We start from the raw sequence: 16783 nt of genomic DNA on the forward strand, positions 1-16783 counted from the left end.
CCGCGCGATTCAAACAACTCGACCGGCTCGCACGCCGGGTCAAGCAACTGGAAAAACAGCTCGGTGAGACGCCGAGCCCTGAGGAAGACTCGTGAGCGAAGACAACACCATGATGGTGCAGGAGATCATGGAGCTCCTGCCGCACCGATACCCGTTCCTGCTGATCGACCGCGTGGTCGACTGGGCGCCCAACGAGTATCTGGTAGCGATCAAGAACGTCACCTTCAACGAGCCGTTCTTCCAGGGCCACTTCCCGGTCCGTCCCATCATGCCCGGCGTGCTGATCACCGAGGCGATGGCCCAGGCCACCGGCGTGCTCGCCTTCCGTTCCAACGGCGGCAAGCCCAAGGACAACGCCCTGTACATGCTGGTCGGACTGGACGACGTGACGTTCCGCCGCATGGTCGAGCCGGGCGACCAGCTCACCATCCGGGTCGAGATCAAGCGCATGGCCCGCGGCATGGGCATCTTCAACTGCACGGCGCACGTGGGCGACGAGCTGGCGGCGCGGGCCACGGTCAAGTGCGTGGCCAAGGAAGTGATCGAGTGATTCATCCCAGCGCGATCATCAGTGACGAGGCCCGTCTGCACGAGAGCGTGCAGGTCGGCCCCTTTGCGATCATCGAGGGCGAGGTCGAGATCGGTGCCAACACGGTCATCGAGTCCCACGCCGTGATCAAGGGGCCGTGCCGGATCGGGACGGACAACCACATCTTCAGCCACGCGGTGGTGGGCGAGGTGCCGCAGGACCTGAAGTTCGCCGGCGAACGCACCTTTCTCGAGATCGGCGATCGCAACCGCATCCGCGAGTTCTCTACCATCCACCGCGGCACCGCCGGTGGCGGCGGCCTGACCCGGCTGGGGTCGGACATCCTGGTGATGGCCTACGCGCACGTCGCCCACGACTGCCTGGTGGGTGACCACGTCATCCTGGCCAACGCCGCCTCGCTCGCCGGACACGTCGAGGTGGGCGAGCACGCCATCTTCGGCGGCTTCGCGGTCGCGCACCAGTTCTGCCACATCGGGTCGCATGCCTTCATCGGCGGCTTCTCCAAGGTGTCCAAGGACGTGGTGCCGTTCGTCATGGCCGACGGGGCGCGGGCACGGGCCATCGGCCTGAACAAGGAGGGGATGAAGCGGCGCGGTTTCTCGCCCGAGACCATCACGCTGCTCAACCGCTGCTTCCGCCAGCTGGTCAAGCGCCAGGGCGACGATCTGGTCTGGACCGAGTTCGAGCAGGCCGCCGAGACCGAGCCGGCCCTGGCCGAGATGCTCGACTTCATCCGCGAGAGCGAGCGCGGCATCACCCGCTGACCCCCATTCCAACGGCCAGGCACCGGCTTGCCTCGGCCCGAACCCCGCCGGTGCCATCCGGGGCCGGCCTTATCTACCCCGAACACGTCGTCCGACAACGCCATGACAGCCACGCATCCCGCCGAACGCATCGAACACGACAGCCTGGGCGAGGTCCGCCTGCCGGGCGACGCCCTCTACGGTCCACAGACCCAGCGCGCGGTCGACAACTTCCCGGTCAGTGGCCGGCCCATGCCGGTGGCCTTCATCGAGGCGCTGTGTCACCTGAAGGGCGCCTGCGCCCGTGGCAACCAGGCGATCGGCACGCTGGATGCCGGGCGTGGCGAGGCCATCACGGCCGTGGTCGACCGGCTGGTCGCGGGCCTGGCCGAGGGCCGGTTCCTCGAGGCGTTTCCGGTCGACGTCTACCAGACCGGCTCGGGCACCTCGAGCAACATGAACGTCAACGAGGTGATCGCCCATCTGGCGGGCGCATCGGCCGACGTGCACCCCAACGACCACGTCAACATGAGCCAGAGCTCCAACGACATGGTGCCGAGCGCGATTCGGGTGATGTCGGTGCAGCGTGTCGAGCAGGACATGCTCCCGGCGCTGGCGCACCTGGAGACCGTGCTGCTCGGGCGGGCCCGCAACCTGCGTGACGTGGTCAAGACGGGCCGCACGCACCTGATGGATGCCACCCCGGTGCGCTTCGACCAGGTACTCGAGGGTTACGTCGAGCAATTGCGCGGCTGGCGGCTCTCCCTCGAACAGGCCCGTGACCGCAACCTGGCCCTGCCACTGGGCGGCACGGCGGTGGGCACGGGGCTGAATGCGCCGCAGGGCTTTGCCGAGGCGAGCGTCGCGGCGCTCAATACGACGCTGGAGCGTGAGATTCCCTTCAGCCGCCTGGCGCAGCCGACCACCGGCATGAGCGTGCAGGACGACTCGCTCGCGCTCAGCTCCGCCCTGCGCGGGGTGGCGGTGTTCCTGCACAAGCTCGCCAACGACCTGCGCTGGATGAACAGCGGCCCGCTCGCCGGTCTCGGCGAGATCAGCCTGCCGGCGCTGCAACCGGGCAGCTCGATCATGCCGGGCAAGGTCAACCCGGTGGTGCCGGAGTCCGTGGCGATGGTCGCCGTGCAGGTCCAGGGGCTGGATCACGCCGTCGCCATGGCCGCCCAGTCGGGCAACTTCGAGCTCAACGTGATGTTCCCGCTGGTCGCGGCCAATCTCGACGAGATGATCACCCTCGCGGCCAACGCCTCGCGGATGCTGGCCGACAAGGCGATTGCCGGCTTTACCGTCAACCAGGAACGCATCGAGCGCGACCTGGCCGCCAACCCGATCCTGGTGACCGCGCTCAACCCCGTGATCGGCTACGAGGCCGGCGCGGCGATCGCCAAGCGCGCCTATGCCGAGGGACGGGCGGTGATCGACGTGGCCCGCGAGATGACCGACCTCGACGAGGCGCGCCTCACCGAACTCCTCGACCCGAAACGACTGACCGGCGAGGGTTAGCCCGACCGCGCGATCATCTCGGCGGCCAAGTCGGCCAGCCGGTCGAGCGCGCCGCCCGCGCCGAGGCGGTCCCGGATTTCCGCCAGGGCCGTCCGCTGTTCCCGGGCGCGGTCCGTGGTGAGGATCGATTCGAGGTCGTTAGCCAGCCGCGTCGGCGTCGCGTCGTGCTGGATGCGCTCCGGGACGGCTTCGCGGCCGAGGATGATGTTGGGCAGGCCGACGTGCTCGACCCGCACCAGCCGCTTTGCGAGGGCGTAGGTCAGGGCGTTGCTGCGATAGGCAATCACCTGGGGAGTACCGATCAGGGCCGCCTCGAGCGTCGCGGTGCCGCTGGCGATCAGCAGGGCGTCGCTCGCCGCCATCACCTGCCGGGCGCCGCCCTCGGTGACCGTCAGTCGATCACGCAGGGCCGGCGACGGGCCTGCCGCCTCGATCTGCGCGGCCAGCCACTCCGGGTCGATCGATCCGGCGCGCGGCAGCAGAAAGCGCCGCGCGGGACTGGCCGCCAATAGCTGCTCGGCGGTGGCGAGGAATATTGGCAGCAGCCGCTCGATCTCGCCGCGACGACTGCCGGGCAGCAGGCCAATGGTCGGCTCGTCATGGATCGACAGGGCGCGCCGAGCCTTGTCGCGATCCGGCGCCTCGCGATCGATCAGGTCGAGCAACGGGTGACCGACCTGCGTGGTGGGCAGGCCGTGCTGGGCGAACAGCGGCACCTCGAAATCGAACAGCACGGCCATGTGATCGGCGTAGCGGTCAAAGTGCCGTGCCCGACCGGCTCGCCAGGCCCAGACCTGCGGGGCGACGAAGAACAGGACCGGGATGCCGCGCGCCTTGGCGGCCTTCGCCAGGCGCTGGTTGAATTCCTGAAAGTCGATCGCGATGACCAGGTCGGGCCGATCGCGGTCCAGTGCCTCGACCAGGGTGTTCATCGCCGCGCGCAGTTGGCCGTAGTGGCGCAACACCTCGACCAGGCCCATCACCGAGACCTGGTCCAGGTCGACGATCGTGTCGATGCCGGCGGCGCGCGACTGCGTCCCACCCAGGCCGAAGGCGGTCAGGCCGGGCAGGCGCGCGATTAGGCGGGGCATCAGCTCGGCGGCGTACATGTCGCCGGAGGCCTCGCCGGCGGCAATCAGGATGCGCGGTTGAGCATGGCCCGCTCGAGCATGACGATGGGTCTCGGAATCCAAGCAGCCCCCGGAAACATAGGTGGTAACAACGAATGGGCGCGAGTATGCCGCAAGCCGACTTGTTTGACGATCTGGACCACGCGGGCTGTTACTGCGGCGTCGACGAGGCCGGGCGCGGTCCGCTGGCCGGTCCGGTGGTCGCCGCCGCCGTGATCCTCGACCCGGCCCGCCCGATCCGGCTGCTCGACGATTCCAAGAAGCTCACCGAGCGCCGCCGCGAGGCGCTGTTCGACGAGATCCTCGAGCACGCCGCCGGCTGGGCGATTGCCGAGGCGAGCGTCGCCGAGATCGACGAGCTCAATATCCTGCACGCCTCGATGCTCGCCATGCGGCGGGCCGTGCTCGCCCTGCTCGACGACGGGCACGCCCTCGACCGCGCGCACATCGACGGCAATCGCTGCCCCGAGCTGCCGGTGCTGGGCCGGGCCCTGATCGGCGGGGACGCCTCCGACCCGGCGATCGCCGCCGCCTCCATCCTGGCCAAGGTCACCCGCGACCGGCAGATCGTCGCGCTGGATGCCGAGCATCCCGGTTACGGTCTGGCGCGGCACAAGGGCTATCCCACCCCCGCCCATCTCGCCGCGCTCGCGGAACTGGGCCCCAGCCCGATCCACCGTCGCTCCTTCGCCCCGGTGCGACGCCTGCTGGTCTGACCTTCCTCGTCTGACCTTTTCTTCGATCGTCAGCCGCTGCGCTCGCGCAGGGCGACGAATTCCTCGTAGCGGCCGAGAAACAGGTCGGTCAGCGCTGGGTCGAACTGCCGGCCACGCTCGGTCGTGAACAGCTCGCGGATCGCCCCGTCCTCCCAGGCCGGCTTGTAGGCGCGGGCGAAGGAGAGCGCGTCGAACACGTCGGCGATTGCCACCACCCGCCCCTCGATCGAGATGGCCTCGCCCGACAGGCCGCGCGGGTAGCCGTTGCCGTCCCAGCGCTCGTGGTGCTCGTGGGCAATCGTGGCCGCGGCCTGCAGCAACGGCCGGCCCGAGGCCTTGAGGATGCCGTGGCCGAGGTGCGTGTGCGACTGCATCTCGCGGAACTCCTCGTCGGTCAGGCGCCCGGGCTTGTTCAGGATCCGGTCGGGGATCGCGATCTTGCCGACGTCGTGCAGCGGGGCGGCCTGGTGGATCGAGGTGACGTGATGCTCGGGCAGGCCGGCGAGCGTCGCCAGGTGCCGGGCGTAGGCGGCCACGCGGGCAACGTGGTTTCCGGTTTCCTCCGAACGGGCCTCGCAGAGCTCGCCGAGCAGGCGCACCAGATCGGTCTGGGTCGATTCCAGCTCCTGGTTCAGGCCGCGGATCTGCTTCAGACCGTCGTCGACCTGCTGCTCGAGCTGCTGACGAAAGGCGCGCTGCACGTCGGCGAGCTGCGCCTTGTAGCCCTGCATGAACCAGCTGATCACCGCGAGGAAGAACAGTGCGGTCCACTGCGCGCCCAGGGCGATGTCCGTGTACATCAGCGGGTAGAGCCCGACCCAGTGCAGGCTGTAAACACCGGCCACCAGCGCGAGGAAACTCGCGTCCCACAGGATCAGGCTGCGCGGTCGCTCGACCAGGAAGGCTGCGATCGGCGGGAAGAGCAGCATCCAGAGGATGTCGAAGCTCTCGAGCTGGCCGATGAAGGCGAAGCTGATCATGTAGGGCATCAAGGCCGCGAGATACCAGCGCTTGGCGACCCGCCACCCCCAGCGCGACGCCACGGCCCAGCTCGCCGCCACCGCGGCCAACATCAGGGCATGCACCAGGGAGAACACCGGGCGCTCGATGACCAGGTTGGCTACCAGCGAGATCAGCAGGAGCGCCACGTTGACCAGAAGAAACCGGCGAAAGGGCAGGGCGGGATCGGGCTGCGCCATCGATGGACCGCGTGATGGGTCGGTTGCGGCGGTGGAGGGGGTGTTCGGCATGTGGGCAGCGCGTGGCAGAGGGAGGATGGGGCGAGTGTTGGCCAGCGAAGCGGTCAGATCAAGTATTCGATCGCCGGCTCGCGCGAGAGAAAGCCGGTCGGCGACGCCGATGCCCCGTAGGCACCCGACTGCAGTACCGCGATGCGATCGCACGGGCCGAGTGGCGGCAGCGACTGGTTCTTGCCCAGCACGTCCAGCGGCGTGCACAGCGGGCCGGCCAGGTCGACCGTTTCGCTCGCCGGCACGTCGAGCCGATCGGCGGCCACCAGCGGCCAATTGCGCCGCAGCACCGCGCCGAGGTTGCCCGACAGGGCGAGGTGGTGGTGCATGCCGCCGTCGCAGACGAGGAAGGTGGTGCCACGAGAGACCTTGCGGTCGACCACCTGCGTGAGATAAACGCCGGCACCGGCGACCAGGAAGCGCCCGATTTCCAGGCGCGTGACGATCCGCCGGCCGCCGGCCTCGCCCAGCCTGTCGAGCTCGTTGGCGAGCCGCGCGAAGGCCGGTGCCAGGGCATCGAGGTCCAGCGGGCGGTCGCCGGGGTGATAGCGACCCCCAGGCCCGGGCCGATGATCAGCTCCTCGGGCGTGAAGCCGGTGGCCTCTTGCCAGTCGCGCAGCAGGTCGGTCCAGGCGTTCAGGGTCGCGGCGATCGCCTCGGCGTCCAGGCTCTGCGAGCCGGCGAACAGGTGCAGCCCGACGAGATCGATGCCGCCCTCGGCAAGCCGGTCGCGCTGCTCGAGCAGCGCGGGGATCGCCTCGCTGTCGATGCCGAACGGCCGGGCACCGCCGCCCATGTGCATGCCCGACCCCTTCAGCGCGAACGGCGGGTTGACGCGCAGCGCCACCCGGGCGCGTCGGCCGAGGCGGCGCGATTCGGTCAGGATGCGCTCGATCTCGCCGACCGACTCGGTGTTGATGGTGATGCCCGCCTCGATGGCGAAGCGATGCTCGGCCCGCGACTTGGCCGGCCCGGCGATCGAGAGCCGCTGCGCGTCGTTCGCGACGTCGCGGGCCAGTTGCATCTCGGCGAGCGAGGCGCAATCGAAGCCGTCGACCTGCTCGGCGAGGTGGCGCACCAATGGCGGGAAGGGGTTGGCTTTTATCGCGTAGTGGATGCCGATCGAGGCCGGCAGGACCGCGCGCAGCGAGGCGACGGACGCATCGAGGCAGCGTCGGCTGTAGAGGTAGGCCGGCGTCTGCGCCACGCGTGCGGAAAGCGGCTGGCCATCGATCGAGAGGTGGCCGTTTTCCCGGCCCCAGCAGTCGGCCAGCGGGCCGAGCGTCTGATCGAGGACCTCGTGGCCGTTGCAGGGCGTGGTTTCGTCACGTCTCGCCATGGATCAGTGCCTCTCCCCGGTGTTGTCTGCGTTGCCAGTATTGCCTGTCGTGTCCAGCAGGGCCTGCCGGTCGAACTTGCCGTTGGCCGACCGGGGCAGGGCGGCGTGCGCGACGATCGCCGCCGGCTGCTGGTAGGGCGCCAGATGCAGGCGCAGGTGATGGCGCAGCGCCTCGATGTCCGCGCGGTCCGGGGCGACGTGCAGAACCAGTCGCTGGTTGCCGCTTTCCGGATCGGACACGCCCACGGCGACCGCCTCGTCGATCCCCGCGACCGCGTGGGCGACCGACTCGATTTCCTCGGGGCTGATGCGAAAGCCGGCCACCTTGATCTGCTCGTCGAGTCGACCCGCGAAGTACAGGCGTCCCGCCTTATCCATGCGCACGCGGTCGCCGCTGAAAACCACGCGTTCGGCCGCCTCGTCCGGCCAGCCGGTCGGTGGGGCACGGAAGCGTTGGGCGCTCGCCTCGGGATCGTTGATGTAGCCCCGGGTTACCAGCGGCCCGCCCTGGACCAGTTCGCCGGTCTCGCCGGCACCCAGCAAGCGGCCGTCGGCATCGACCAGCCCGATGGTGGTACCCGGCAGCGGGTAGCCGATCGAATCGGGGTGTGCGTCGACTTCATCGGGCGGCAGGAAGGTGGCGCGAAAGGCCTCGGTCAGGCCGTACATCAGGAACAGTTGCGTGGCCGGGCGTGCCTCGCGCAGTCGGCGCACGGCCGCGGTCGGCAGGGCCCCGCCGGAATTGGTCAGCACGCGCAGGGCCGGGGCCTCGCTCAGCCAGGGCTGGCGCGACAGCGGCACCAGCAGGCCCGGGGTGCCGGCGAACACGGTCACCTGCTCGCGCAGCAGGGGGCGCTTGAGGTCGGCGGGTAGCAGGTAGTCGTCGAGGTAGACCGCCGCCCCGACGGAAAGCCCGGTGCTGACCTGTGAGAAGCCGTAATCGAAGGCCAGCGGCAGCATGGCGGCGATTACGTCGTCCTCGCGCAGGCCGAGGTAGTCGGCGACCACCTCGGTGCCTGCGTCCAGATTGCCCTCGCTGACCATCACGCCCTTGGGCAGGCCGGTGCTGCCGGAGGTGAAGAACAGCATGGCCAGACGGTCGGGGAATCGACCGGTCTCGCGGGGTGGCAGACCAACCGCGCCGTTGGCATCGGGTGAGGGCAGACCCTGCGGGGCATCGACACCGGCGGCCCACCAGCCCCAGTCGGCCTCGAATGCGCTCTGCCCGTAACTCCGTAACCGGGCCCGATCGGCGAGCAGGCCGCGTGCCTCGCAGCGGGCGAGTTGATGGTCGACCTGCTCGGGCTTGAGCCCCGGGTGGGCCGGGGCGGGCACGATGTCCTCGGCCAGCATGGCGAGCAGCCAGACCACCGTGTCGACCGACTTGCCCGCCCAGAGCACCACCCGGTCGCCCGCGGCGAGATCGAGTCCGCGCAGCGCCGCCCGCGCGGCCTGAAGTCGACCGGCCAGCTCGGCGTAGTCCAGCCACTGGTGCCGGTCACCCACTGCGCGAGCGCGCGGGCGATCGCGTGCCTGCCGGTCGATGGTGGAGATGAGCGCGATGGGCATGGGCGGCGGGTCTTGGGCAGTGTCCCGGGGGGACAGGTATACTCTGCGGTCTTTGGACTGGGCGACCGTTGCAAGCGGGCGATCGTCGACGGGCGTTTGTCCGATCGGTTTTTACCCGTTCGGGATCGCGCGGGACGGCGCGACAGCCGGTCCAACGCGGACCGCGCATTTTAGCACGCCCCGCCGGGCACTCGGCGGGACACAACCGGCCGTCGCCATCGCGGCGGCCCGCGTTTTTGGAACCACAGGTATGGCAGGCAACACCTTCGGCACGCTGTTTCGGGTCACGACCTTCGGCGAATCCCACGGACCGGCGCTCGGCGCGATCGTCGACGGCTGTCCGCCGGGACTGAAGCTCTCCGAGGCCGACCTGCAGGCCGACCTCGACCGCCGCCGGCCGGGCACCTCGCGCCACACCACGCAGCGTCGCGAGCCCGATCAGGTGCGCATCCTCTCAGGCGTGTTCGAGGGCGAGACCACCGGCACGCCGATTGGTCTCTTGATCGAGAACGTCGACCAGCGCTCCAAGGACTACTCCAAGATCGCCGAGCAGTTCCGGCCGGGACACGCCGACTACAGCTACCGGCAGAAGTACGGCGTGCGCGACTACCGTGGCGGCGGGCGCTCCTCGGCCCGCGAGACCGCCATGCGCGTGGCTGCCGGCGCGATCGCGAAAAAGTGGCTGAGCGAGACGCACGGGGTGACCGTGCGCGGGCATCTCTCCCAGCTCGGCCCCATCGTGCTCAACGACCACTGCTTCGACTGGGCGGCGGTGGGCGAGAACCCGTTCTTCTGGCCCTGCGCCGATCAGGTGGCCGAGCTCGAGACCTTCATGGACGACCTGCGTCGTTCGGGCGATTCGGTCGGCGCCAAGGTCACCGTGCGTGCCGAAGGCTGTCCGCCGGGGTGGGGCGAGCCGGTGTTCGATCGTCTCGATGCCGACATCGCGCATGCCCTGATGGGTATCAACGCGGTCAAGGGCGTGGAGATCGGTGACGGGTTCGACTGCGTGGCCGCGCGCGGCACGGCATTCCGCGATGAGATCACGCCCGAGGGGTTTCTCTCCAACCACGCCGGTGGCGTGCTCGGCGGCATCTCCAGCGGGCAGGACATCGTCGCGCATCTCGCCTTGAAGCCGACCTCGAGCATCCGCCTGCCCGGTCGCAGCGTCGACAAGCAGGGGGAGGCCACCGAGGTGGTCACCACCGGGCGCCACGACCCGTGTGTGGGCATCCGCGCCACCCCGATCGCCGAGGCGATGCTGGCGCTCACTCTGATGGATCACGCCCTGCGCCAGCGCGGGCAATGCGGTGATCTCGCCACCGACACGCCGGTCATCCCGGCCGGGGACGGCTCGACACCCGGCCGATGAGCATGGCCCCGGCAGGACAGGGCGGGGTGGCGCGCCTCAACCCGATCCGGCTCGGCTACTTCGCCTTCTTCCTGGGGCTGGGGATCTACCTGCCCTATTTCAGTCCCTACCTGATCGAACAGGGATTCGGTCCCGACACGGTCGGGGCGATGCTTGCCATGGTGATGGCCGCCAAGCTGGTCGCGCCACCGCTACTCGGCTGGGTGGTCGACCACAGTGGTCGGGTGATCGTCTGGCTGATCGCCACCGCCGTGATCAGCGCCGTGCTGGCCGTGGGGTTGGCGCTGCTCGCCGGCATCGAGGCGGGGCTGGTCGGCTGGATGCTCCTGCTGGTGGCCTTCGGTTTCTTCTGGCAGCCGCTGCTCTCGCAGCTCGACGTGGCCGCGCTGCGCCTGACCGGCCCGGCCCCCGAGCGCTACCCCGCGTTGCGCGCCTGGGGCTCGATCGGTTTCATCGTCGCCTCGGTGGGGTTGGGCGCACTGATCGATCGCATCGGCCTGGGTGCCGTGCCCTGGCTGATGGCCGCGGCCCTGGTCGCCCTGGCGGTGGTGTTGTGGCGCGTCCCCGAGCCGGGCGTGCCGCCCGATACCGGCGCGCGCCCCGTCTCGATCCGCGATCGGCTCCGCGAACCGGCCATGCTGGCATTCTTCGCCGGCTCGTTCCTGATCAACCTCTCCCACGGCGTCTACTACGCGTTCTTCTCCGTGCACCTGGCCGAGCTGGGCTACTCGGCCACGGCCATCGGGTTGCTGTGGGCGCTGGGCGTGGTCGCCGAAATCGTGCTGTTCTTCGCCTTGCCGGGGTTGCGCAATCGCTTCGCGCCCCTGTTCCTGATGCTGCTCGCCATCGGCCTGATGGCGCTGCGCTGGTGGCTGATCGGCTACCAGGCCGACGTGCTCGGCTGGCTGCTGTTCGCCCAGCTGCTGCACGCGGCCAGTTTCGGCATGACCCACGCGGTGGGCATCTGGGTGATCGATCACCAGTTCCCGGGCCGAGCCCACGCCCGCGGCCAGGCGATCCTGTCGGCGGCGAGCTACGGCGGTGGCGCGGCGCTCGGCCTGTACCTCGCCGGTCTGCTCTGGGGTAGAGTGGAGCCCGGCCCGGCCTTTGCCGCCATGACACTCGCCAGCCTGCTGGCGTTTGCCCTGATGCTCGCCGCCCGGCGGGTGGTGCGCTGGTCGCCGGGCGAGCGCGAGGTGGCCTGAATCCAGGCCGGCTTGCGGACGACCCAACGCTGCACGAGGACGCCGTGACACAGAATCCAGCCAGGGACAGCGCGCTTGCAGCCAGCGTCGCCGCGGCCGACTGGTACCGCGGGCCGGTCGGCCGGCTGGTGGCTGCCGATCTCGCCGCCATGCTCGCCCGGCGGGCGGAGACGGCCTTTGGCTATCACGCGCTGGTGTTGGGCGAGGCCGGGCTGGAGATCGAGCGGCGTTTCGGCTGGGCGCGGCAGTTGCGTATCGATCACCGCGTACTCGCCGGTCCGCCGGGTGCCGGCGCCGGTGGGCGGTCGGGGGCGTTGCCGGTCGAGCTCGATGCCCTGCCGATCGAGAGCGAGGCGGCCGACCTGGTGATCGCGTTGCACGTGCTCGAGGACCGGCGCAATCCGCACGAGATCCTGCGCGAGATCGACCGGACCCTGCGCCCCGAGGGGCGGCTGCTGATCGTCGGCCTCAATCCGGCGAGCCTACTGCACCTGCGTTCGCGCTTCTGGCCCGGCTGCCACGCACCGTTGGCGCTGGGTCACCACCATCCCACCTGGCGGGTGGTCGACTGGCTGCGCGTGCTGGGCTACCGCATCGAGGCGATCGAGCCGGTCGGCGGGGTGATCCCGTGGTGTCGCGAGACGGCCTACCAGCGAGGCGAACGCCCGCGGCGCTGGAGCGCCGAGTGGGCCTGGTTCCTCAATGGCCTGTACGTCATTGATGCGACCCGGCGGGTGGCGCGGCCCAGCCGACCCAAGCCCGCGTTTCGCCTGGCCTCTCTGGTCGGTCAGCCCGTGCGCGGCGAGGTTGCCGGCCTGCGCCGCCATTCGTCCACTCTTCAGCGATAAGTTAGCCATCATGGATCACGCCCCGAACGAGAGCCCCACCCGCCGCAAGGTGGTACACGCCTGGACCGACGGGGGGTGCCGCGGCAACCCCGGCCCCGGTGGCTGGGGGGCGGTGCTGCGCTTCGGCGAACACGAACGCGACCTGTGGGGCGCGGACACCGAGACCACCAACAACCGCATGGAACTGACCGCGGCGATCGAGGCGCTCGAGGCGCTCAAGGAACCCTGCGAGGTGCACCTGACCACCGACTCGCAGTACGTGCGCCAGGGGATCACCGAGTGGATCCACAACTGGCGGCGACGCAATTGGCGTACGGCGGCCGGCAAGCCGGTCAAGAACGCCGATCTCTGGAAGCGCCTCGAGCAGGCGGCGGGTCGACACCACGTGCATTGGCACTGGACCCGCGGGCACGTTGGCCACCCGGAAAACGAGCGCGCCGACCAGCTCGCCAACCGGGCCATGGACGAGGCGGCCGCCGGCTGACAACCGCGTCGCGTTCATGGGCGATCGGGGTAATACTCTCCTGGGGGTTTCCCCTCGGGTGGGTGGTTCACGGAGCGAAGGAGGGCGGCAATGAGCGAGGAGTCCCGATCGAGCCAGTCATGGCATGCCGAGTCGCCCGATGCGGTGTTGGCAGGGCTCGAGACACGCCCCGATGGTCTGGCGTCCGCCGAGGTGACCGAGCGCCGCGAACGCTTCGGCGCCAATCGCCTGCCCGAGGCCCCGCGCCCGCCCGCCTGGCGGCGCCTGCTGCGCCAGTTCCACAACATCCTCATCTACGTCCTGCTGGGCGCGGCCGCCGTGACGGCCGTGCTGGGGCACGGTATCGACACCGCCGTCATCCTGGCGGTGGTGCTGGCCAACGCGCTGATCGGGTTCATCCAGGAAGGCCGCGCCGAGCAGGCCATGGACGCCATCCGTCACATGCTGGCCCTCAAGGCGGCCGTGGTGCGCGACGGCCAGCGCCAGGCGATCCCGGGCGATGAGCTGGTGCCGGGCGACATCGTGCTGCTGGAGGCGGGTGACCGGGTGCCGGCCGACCTGCGCCTGCTCGAGGTCCACGACCTGCATGTCGACGAGGCGGTATTGACCGGCGAATCGCTTGCCGAGGAAAAGGCGGCCGAGGCGGTCGAGGCCGACACCCCGCTGGGCGACCGTCGCTCGATGGCCTACAGCGGCACCCTGGTGACCCGTGGGGCGGCCCGTGGCGTGGTCACGGCCACCGGGACCCACACCGAGCTGGGCCGGATCTCCGGACTGATCGCGGGCGTGCAGACCCTGACCACGCCATTGCTCGAACAGATGAACCGCTTCGGTCGCTGGCTGACGGCCGTGATTCTCCTGGGCGCCGGTCTGATTCTCGCGCTGGGCGTCTGGTGGCGGGGAATGGCATTCGAGGAGACCTTCATGGTCGTGGTCGGATTGTCGGTCGCGGCCATCCCCGAAGGCCTGCCGGCCGTACTGACCATCACCCTGGCCGTCGGCGTGCAGGCGATGGCCCGCCGGCAGGCGATCGTCCGGCGCCTGCCGGCCATCGAGACCATCGGCTCGGTCTCCGTGATCTGTACCGACAAGACCGGCACGCTGACCCGCAACGAGATGGCGGTCTCCGAGGTGGCGCTCGCCGCGGCGACCTTGACGATCACCGGCGAGGGGTATGCAACCCGCGGCGAGGTGTTGCTCGACGGCCATCCGGCCGGGCCGTCGACGCCGGCGTCATTCGACCGACTCGCGCGCACGGCGTTGCTGTGCAACGACGCCCACCTGCGCAGCGACGAGGGCAGCTGGCAGGTCGAAGGTGACCCCATGGAAGGGGCCTTGCTGGCGATGGCCGGGCGGGCCGGCCTGGATCTGCGGGAGGAACGGGCGCGCTGGCGGCGCAATGACGCGATCCCCTTCGACGCGGCGCACCGCTTCATGGCGACCCTGGACCACGATCACGAGGGTCATGCGGCCATCTCGGTCAAGGGCGCCCCCGAGGCGGTGCTGGCGATGTGCGACCGGCAGGCCGCCGACGGGGACGAGACCGAGCCGCTGGACCACGCGTTCTGGGCCGAGCGGGCCGAAGCGCTGGCCGGCGAAGGTCAGCGGGTGTTGGCCCTGGCCTGGCGCCCGGTCGAGCCGTCGCAGACCGTGCTCGAGCGGTCCGAGGTGGGCGATGGGCTGATCCTGCTGGGGCTGGTGGGGCTGTCCGACCCGCCCCGCCCCGAGGCGATCGAGGCGGTGGCCGAATGCCGGCGGGCGGGCATTCGCGTCAAGATGATCACCGGCGATCACGCCGGCACGGCCCGCGCGATCGCCGCCCGGGTTGGACTCGAGCGACCGGATCGCTCGCTGACCGGCGCGGAGATCGAGCACCTGTCGGATGCCGAGCTGATCGAACGCGTCACCGACGTCGACGTGTTCGCGCGTACCAGCCCCGAGCACAAGCTGCGTCTGGTCGAGGCCCTGCAGGCGCTCGGCCAGAGTGTCGCGATGACCGGCGACGGGGTGAACGATGCCCCGGCCCTCAAGCGCGCCGATGCCGGGATTGCCATGGGGCGCAAGGGCAGCGAGGCGGCCAAGGAGGCCGCCGATCTCGTGCTGGTCGACGACAATTTCGCCTCGATCGTGGCGGCCGTCCGCGAGGGCCGGACCGTCTACGACAACATCAAGAAGGTGATCAGCTGGACCCTGCCGACCAATGCCGGCGAGGCGCTGACCATCATCGTGGCCCTGCTGGCCGGCCTGACCCTGCCGGTAACACCCATCCAGATCCTGTGGATCAACCTGGTCACCGCGACCACGCTGGGGCTGGCGCTCGCCTTCGAGCCCAGCGAATCGAGCGTGATGAATCGCCCGCCACGACCGCGCAACGAGCCGGTCCTCACCGGCGGCTGGCTGATCTACATCGCGCTGGTGGCGCTGGTCTTTCTCGCGGCGGTCTTCGGCGTCTACCACCACGCGATCGCGCAGGGATATTCCCTGGAACTGGCCCGCACCATGGCGATGAACACCCTGGTGGTGCTCGAGATCTTCCAGCTGTTCTTCATCCGCAACCTGCACGGCTCGTCGCTCAGCCTCGACCTGATTCGCGGCACGCGTCCCGTCTGGCTGGCGGTGATCGTCGTCACGCTCGCGCAGTTGCTGGTGACCTACCTGCCGGCCATGCAGGGGGTGTTCGCCACCGAGGCCGTGCCGCTGGCCGACGGCCTGTTGATCCTCGCGGTCGGGGTGGCCTCGTTCGCCCTGATGGAGGTCTACAAGGCCGTCACCCGTCACATTGTCGGCGGGGTGGGCTGAGCGCCCGTCGCGGGAATTGCTACCATGGGCGTGGGATTGTCTGCGCCTCGGCGTAGCCAGTGATATACCGCCACTGACAGGAATGATTTTCGATGAGGTCTTGGTTATCGCGCAACGTGGGCCGATTGGTCCTCCTGCTGCTTGCCCTATTGCTGTTTGGCTGGGTGTTGAGCGGCGATGACAACGGCGGTGAGGTCGACACGCCCGAGCGCAGCACCACGGTGAAGGTCGGCCTTACCGGCAGTCATGCCGAGTCGGTCGAGCGGGTATTGCAACTCCAGGGGCAGGCCGAACCCGAGCAGGTGGTTCGAGTGCGGGCCAAGACGGGCGGCGAGGTCGCCGAGACTCCGGTGGAGGAAGGCGCGGTAGTCGAGGCCGACCAATTGCTCGCGCGGTTGACGCTGGATGACCGTCCCGCGCGGTTGAGCGAGGCCAAGGCCGCCGAACGGCGTGCCCAGGGTGATTACGATGCGGCGAGCCGACTGGCCGACCAGGGCTTTCAGGCGCGGCTGGCCGCCGAGCGCGCCCGTGCCGAACTCGAGGCCGCGCGGGCGCGGGTGGCCGCCATCGAGCTCGATATCGAACACACGGCAATCCCGACCCCGATCGCCGGGGTGCTCAATCGGCAGATCGCCCGAGTCGGCGACGTGGTCGCGGCGGGCGAACCGGTCGCCGAGATCGTCGAGAACAACCCCCTGCGCGCCGTGGTGCGCATCCCGCAGCACCGTATCCACGAGGTCGAGGAAGGACAGGCCGCCCGGGTGACCTTCCTGGATGGCCAGGTTCGGGAGGGTACGGTGCGTTACGTCTCGACCGTCGCCGAAGACGAGACACGGACCTTCCGGGCGCGGGTGGAGGTGGCCAACCCCGACCGCAACCTGCCGTCGGGCACCAGCGTCACGGTCGAGATTCCCGTCGAGGAGGTGCGTGCGCATGCCATTTCTCCGGCGCTGATCTCGCAGAGCGAGTCGGGCGAACTGGGCGTCAAGATCGCCGTGGACGGAGCGGCGGATGAACTCGAGGCCCGCTTCGTGCCGGTCACGCCGATCCGCGCCGATGCCGAGCAGGTCTGGGTGACCGGCCTGGACGACACGGTCCGCCTGATTTCGCTGGGCCAGGGCTTCGTGCGTGACGGCGATGTCATCGAGGTGGTGCCCACGGCGGAGGGTGAGCGGTGAACGGATTGCTTGCCGCGTTGTTCTCCCGCTCGCGCAGCGTACTGCTGGTCCTGCTGGCGCTGTTGGCCGCCGGCGGGAC

Annotated in this window: 14 protein-coding genes and 1 pseudogene; 10 read left to right on the forward strand and 5 right to left on the reverse strand. The window is 69.7% G+C overall.

The genetic code is table 11. The features are described from left to right. The first annotated feature begins 109 nt into the window (after positions 1-109). From fabZ to FAZ79_RS01960, 3 genes are all read left to right on the forward strand, one after another. The gene (gene fabZ, locus FAZ79_RS01950) at positions 110-550 is read left to right on the forward strand and encodes a 3-hydroxyacyl-ACP dehydratase FabZ (RefSeq protein WP_136866344.1); all 441 of its coding nucleotides are present in this window, start codon (positions 110-112) and stop codon (positions 548-550) included. Continuing rightward, a complete protein-coding gene (lpxA, locus tag FAZ79_RS01955; protein WP_136866240.1) occupies positions 547-1314 on the forward strand; it encodes an acyl-ACP--UDP-N-acetylglucosamine O-acyltransferase in 768 nt (255 codons plus the stop codon). The genes fabZ and lpxA overlap by 4 nt, the downstream gene beginning before the upstream one ends. Before the next feature lie 102 nt (positions 1315-1416). Further along, entirely contained in the window at positions 1417-2814 is a 1398-nt protein-coding gene (locus FAZ79_RS01960; protein WP_136866241.1) for a class II fumarate hydratase, read from the forward strand. Here FAZ79_RS01960 and lpxB read toward each other — a convergent pair. Beyond that, complete coding sequence (gene lpxB / locus FAZ79_RS01965; RefSeq protein ID WP_136866242.1) at positions 2811-4007, reverse strand: lipid-A-disaccharide synthase; 1197 nt, start codon at positions 4005-4007, stop codon at positions 2811-2813. The genes FAZ79_RS01960 and lpxB overlap by 4 nt on opposite strands. A gap of 44 nt (positions 4008-4051) precedes the next feature. On the opposite strand from lpxB, the gene rnhB reads away from it, so the two are divergent. Further along, positions 4052-4660 (forward strand): ribonuclease HII, encoded by a 609-nt coding sequence (gene rnhB, locus FAZ79_RS01970; RefSeq protein ID WP_136866243.1) that lies wholly within the window; start codon positions 4052-4054, stop codon positions 4658-4660. Between the two features lie 29 nt (positions 4661-4689). On the opposite strand, the gene FAZ79_RS01975 is transcribed toward rnhB, so the two are convergent. The 4 genes and pseudogenes from FAZ79_RS01975 to FAZ79_RS01985 form a co-directional block, all read right to left on the reverse strand. Beyond that, complete coding sequence (locus tag FAZ79_RS01975) at positions 4690-5859, reverse strand: HD domain-containing phosphohydrolase (protein WP_169303528.1); 1170 nt, start codon at positions 5857-5859, stop codon at positions 4690-4692. A 104-nt stretch (positions 5860-5963) separates the two neighbouring features. Continuing rightward, on the reverse strand, positions 5964-6293 hold the full coding sequence (locus FAZ79_RS11625; RefSeq protein ID WP_247709469.1) for a hypothetical protein: 330 nt from the start codon (positions 6291-6293) through the stop codon (positions 5964-5966). Positions 6294-6511: 218 nt separating this feature from the next. Further along, positions 6512-7249, reverse strand: a pseudogene (locus FAZ79_RS11630) (hypothetical protein); the annotation flags it as partial. A 3-nt stretch (positions 7250-7252) separates the two neighbouring features. Beyond that, on the reverse strand, positions 7253-8818 hold the full coding sequence (locus tag FAZ79_RS01985) for an AMP-binding protein (RefSeq protein WP_136866245.1): 1566 nt from the start codon (positions 8816-8818) through the stop codon (positions 7253-7255). A 250-nt stretch (positions 8819-9068) separates the two neighbouring features. Between FAZ79_RS01985 and aroC the strand changes: the two genes are divergently transcribed. The 6 genes from aroC to FAZ79_RS02015 all read left to right on the forward strand — a co-directional run bounded on the left by aroC (position 9069) and on the right by FAZ79_RS02015 (position 16704). Continuing rightward, complete coding sequence (gene aroC, locus FAZ79_RS01990; RefSeq protein ID WP_136866246.1) at positions 9069-10190, forward strand: chorismate synthase; 1122 nt, start codon at positions 9069-9071, stop codon at positions 10188-10190. Further along, positions 10187-11395, forward strand: coding sequence for an MFS transporter (locus FAZ79_RS01995; RefSeq protein WP_136866247.1), 1209 nt, complete (start codon positions 10187-10189; stop codon positions 11393-11395). The genes aroC and FAZ79_RS01995 overlap by 4 nt, the downstream gene beginning before the upstream one ends. A 44-nt stretch (positions 11396-11439) precedes the next feature. After that, positions 11440-12243, forward strand: coding sequence for a methyltransferase domain-containing protein (locus tag FAZ79_RS02000; RefSeq protein ID WP_136866248.1), 804 nt, complete (start codon positions 11440-11442; stop codon positions 12241-12243). A gap of 10 nt (positions 12244-12253) precedes the next feature. After that, positions 12254-12727 (forward strand): ribonuclease HI, encoded by a 474-nt coding sequence (gene rnhA, locus FAZ79_RS02005; RefSeq protein WP_136866249.1) that lies wholly within the window; start codon positions 12254-12256, stop codon positions 12725-12727. Positions 12728-12817: 90 nt separating this feature from the next. Then, entirely contained in the window at positions 12818-15526 is a 2709-nt protein-coding gene (locus FAZ79_RS02010; protein ID WP_136866250.1) for an HAD-IC family P-type ATPase, read from the forward strand. 92 nt (positions 15527-15618) lie between these two features. Further along, entirely contained in the window at positions 15619-16704 is a 1086-nt protein-coding gene (locus FAZ79_RS02015; RefSeq protein ID WP_136866251.1) for an efflux RND transporter periplasmic adaptor subunit, read from the forward strand. Positions 16705-16783: the final 79 nt, after the last annotated feature.

It is taken from the genome of Guyparkeria sp. SB14A, assembly GCF_005096345.1.
Lineage (GTDB): Bacteria > Pseudomonadota > Gammaproteobacteria > Halothiobacillales > Halothiobacillaceae > Guyparkeria > Guyparkeria hydrothermalis.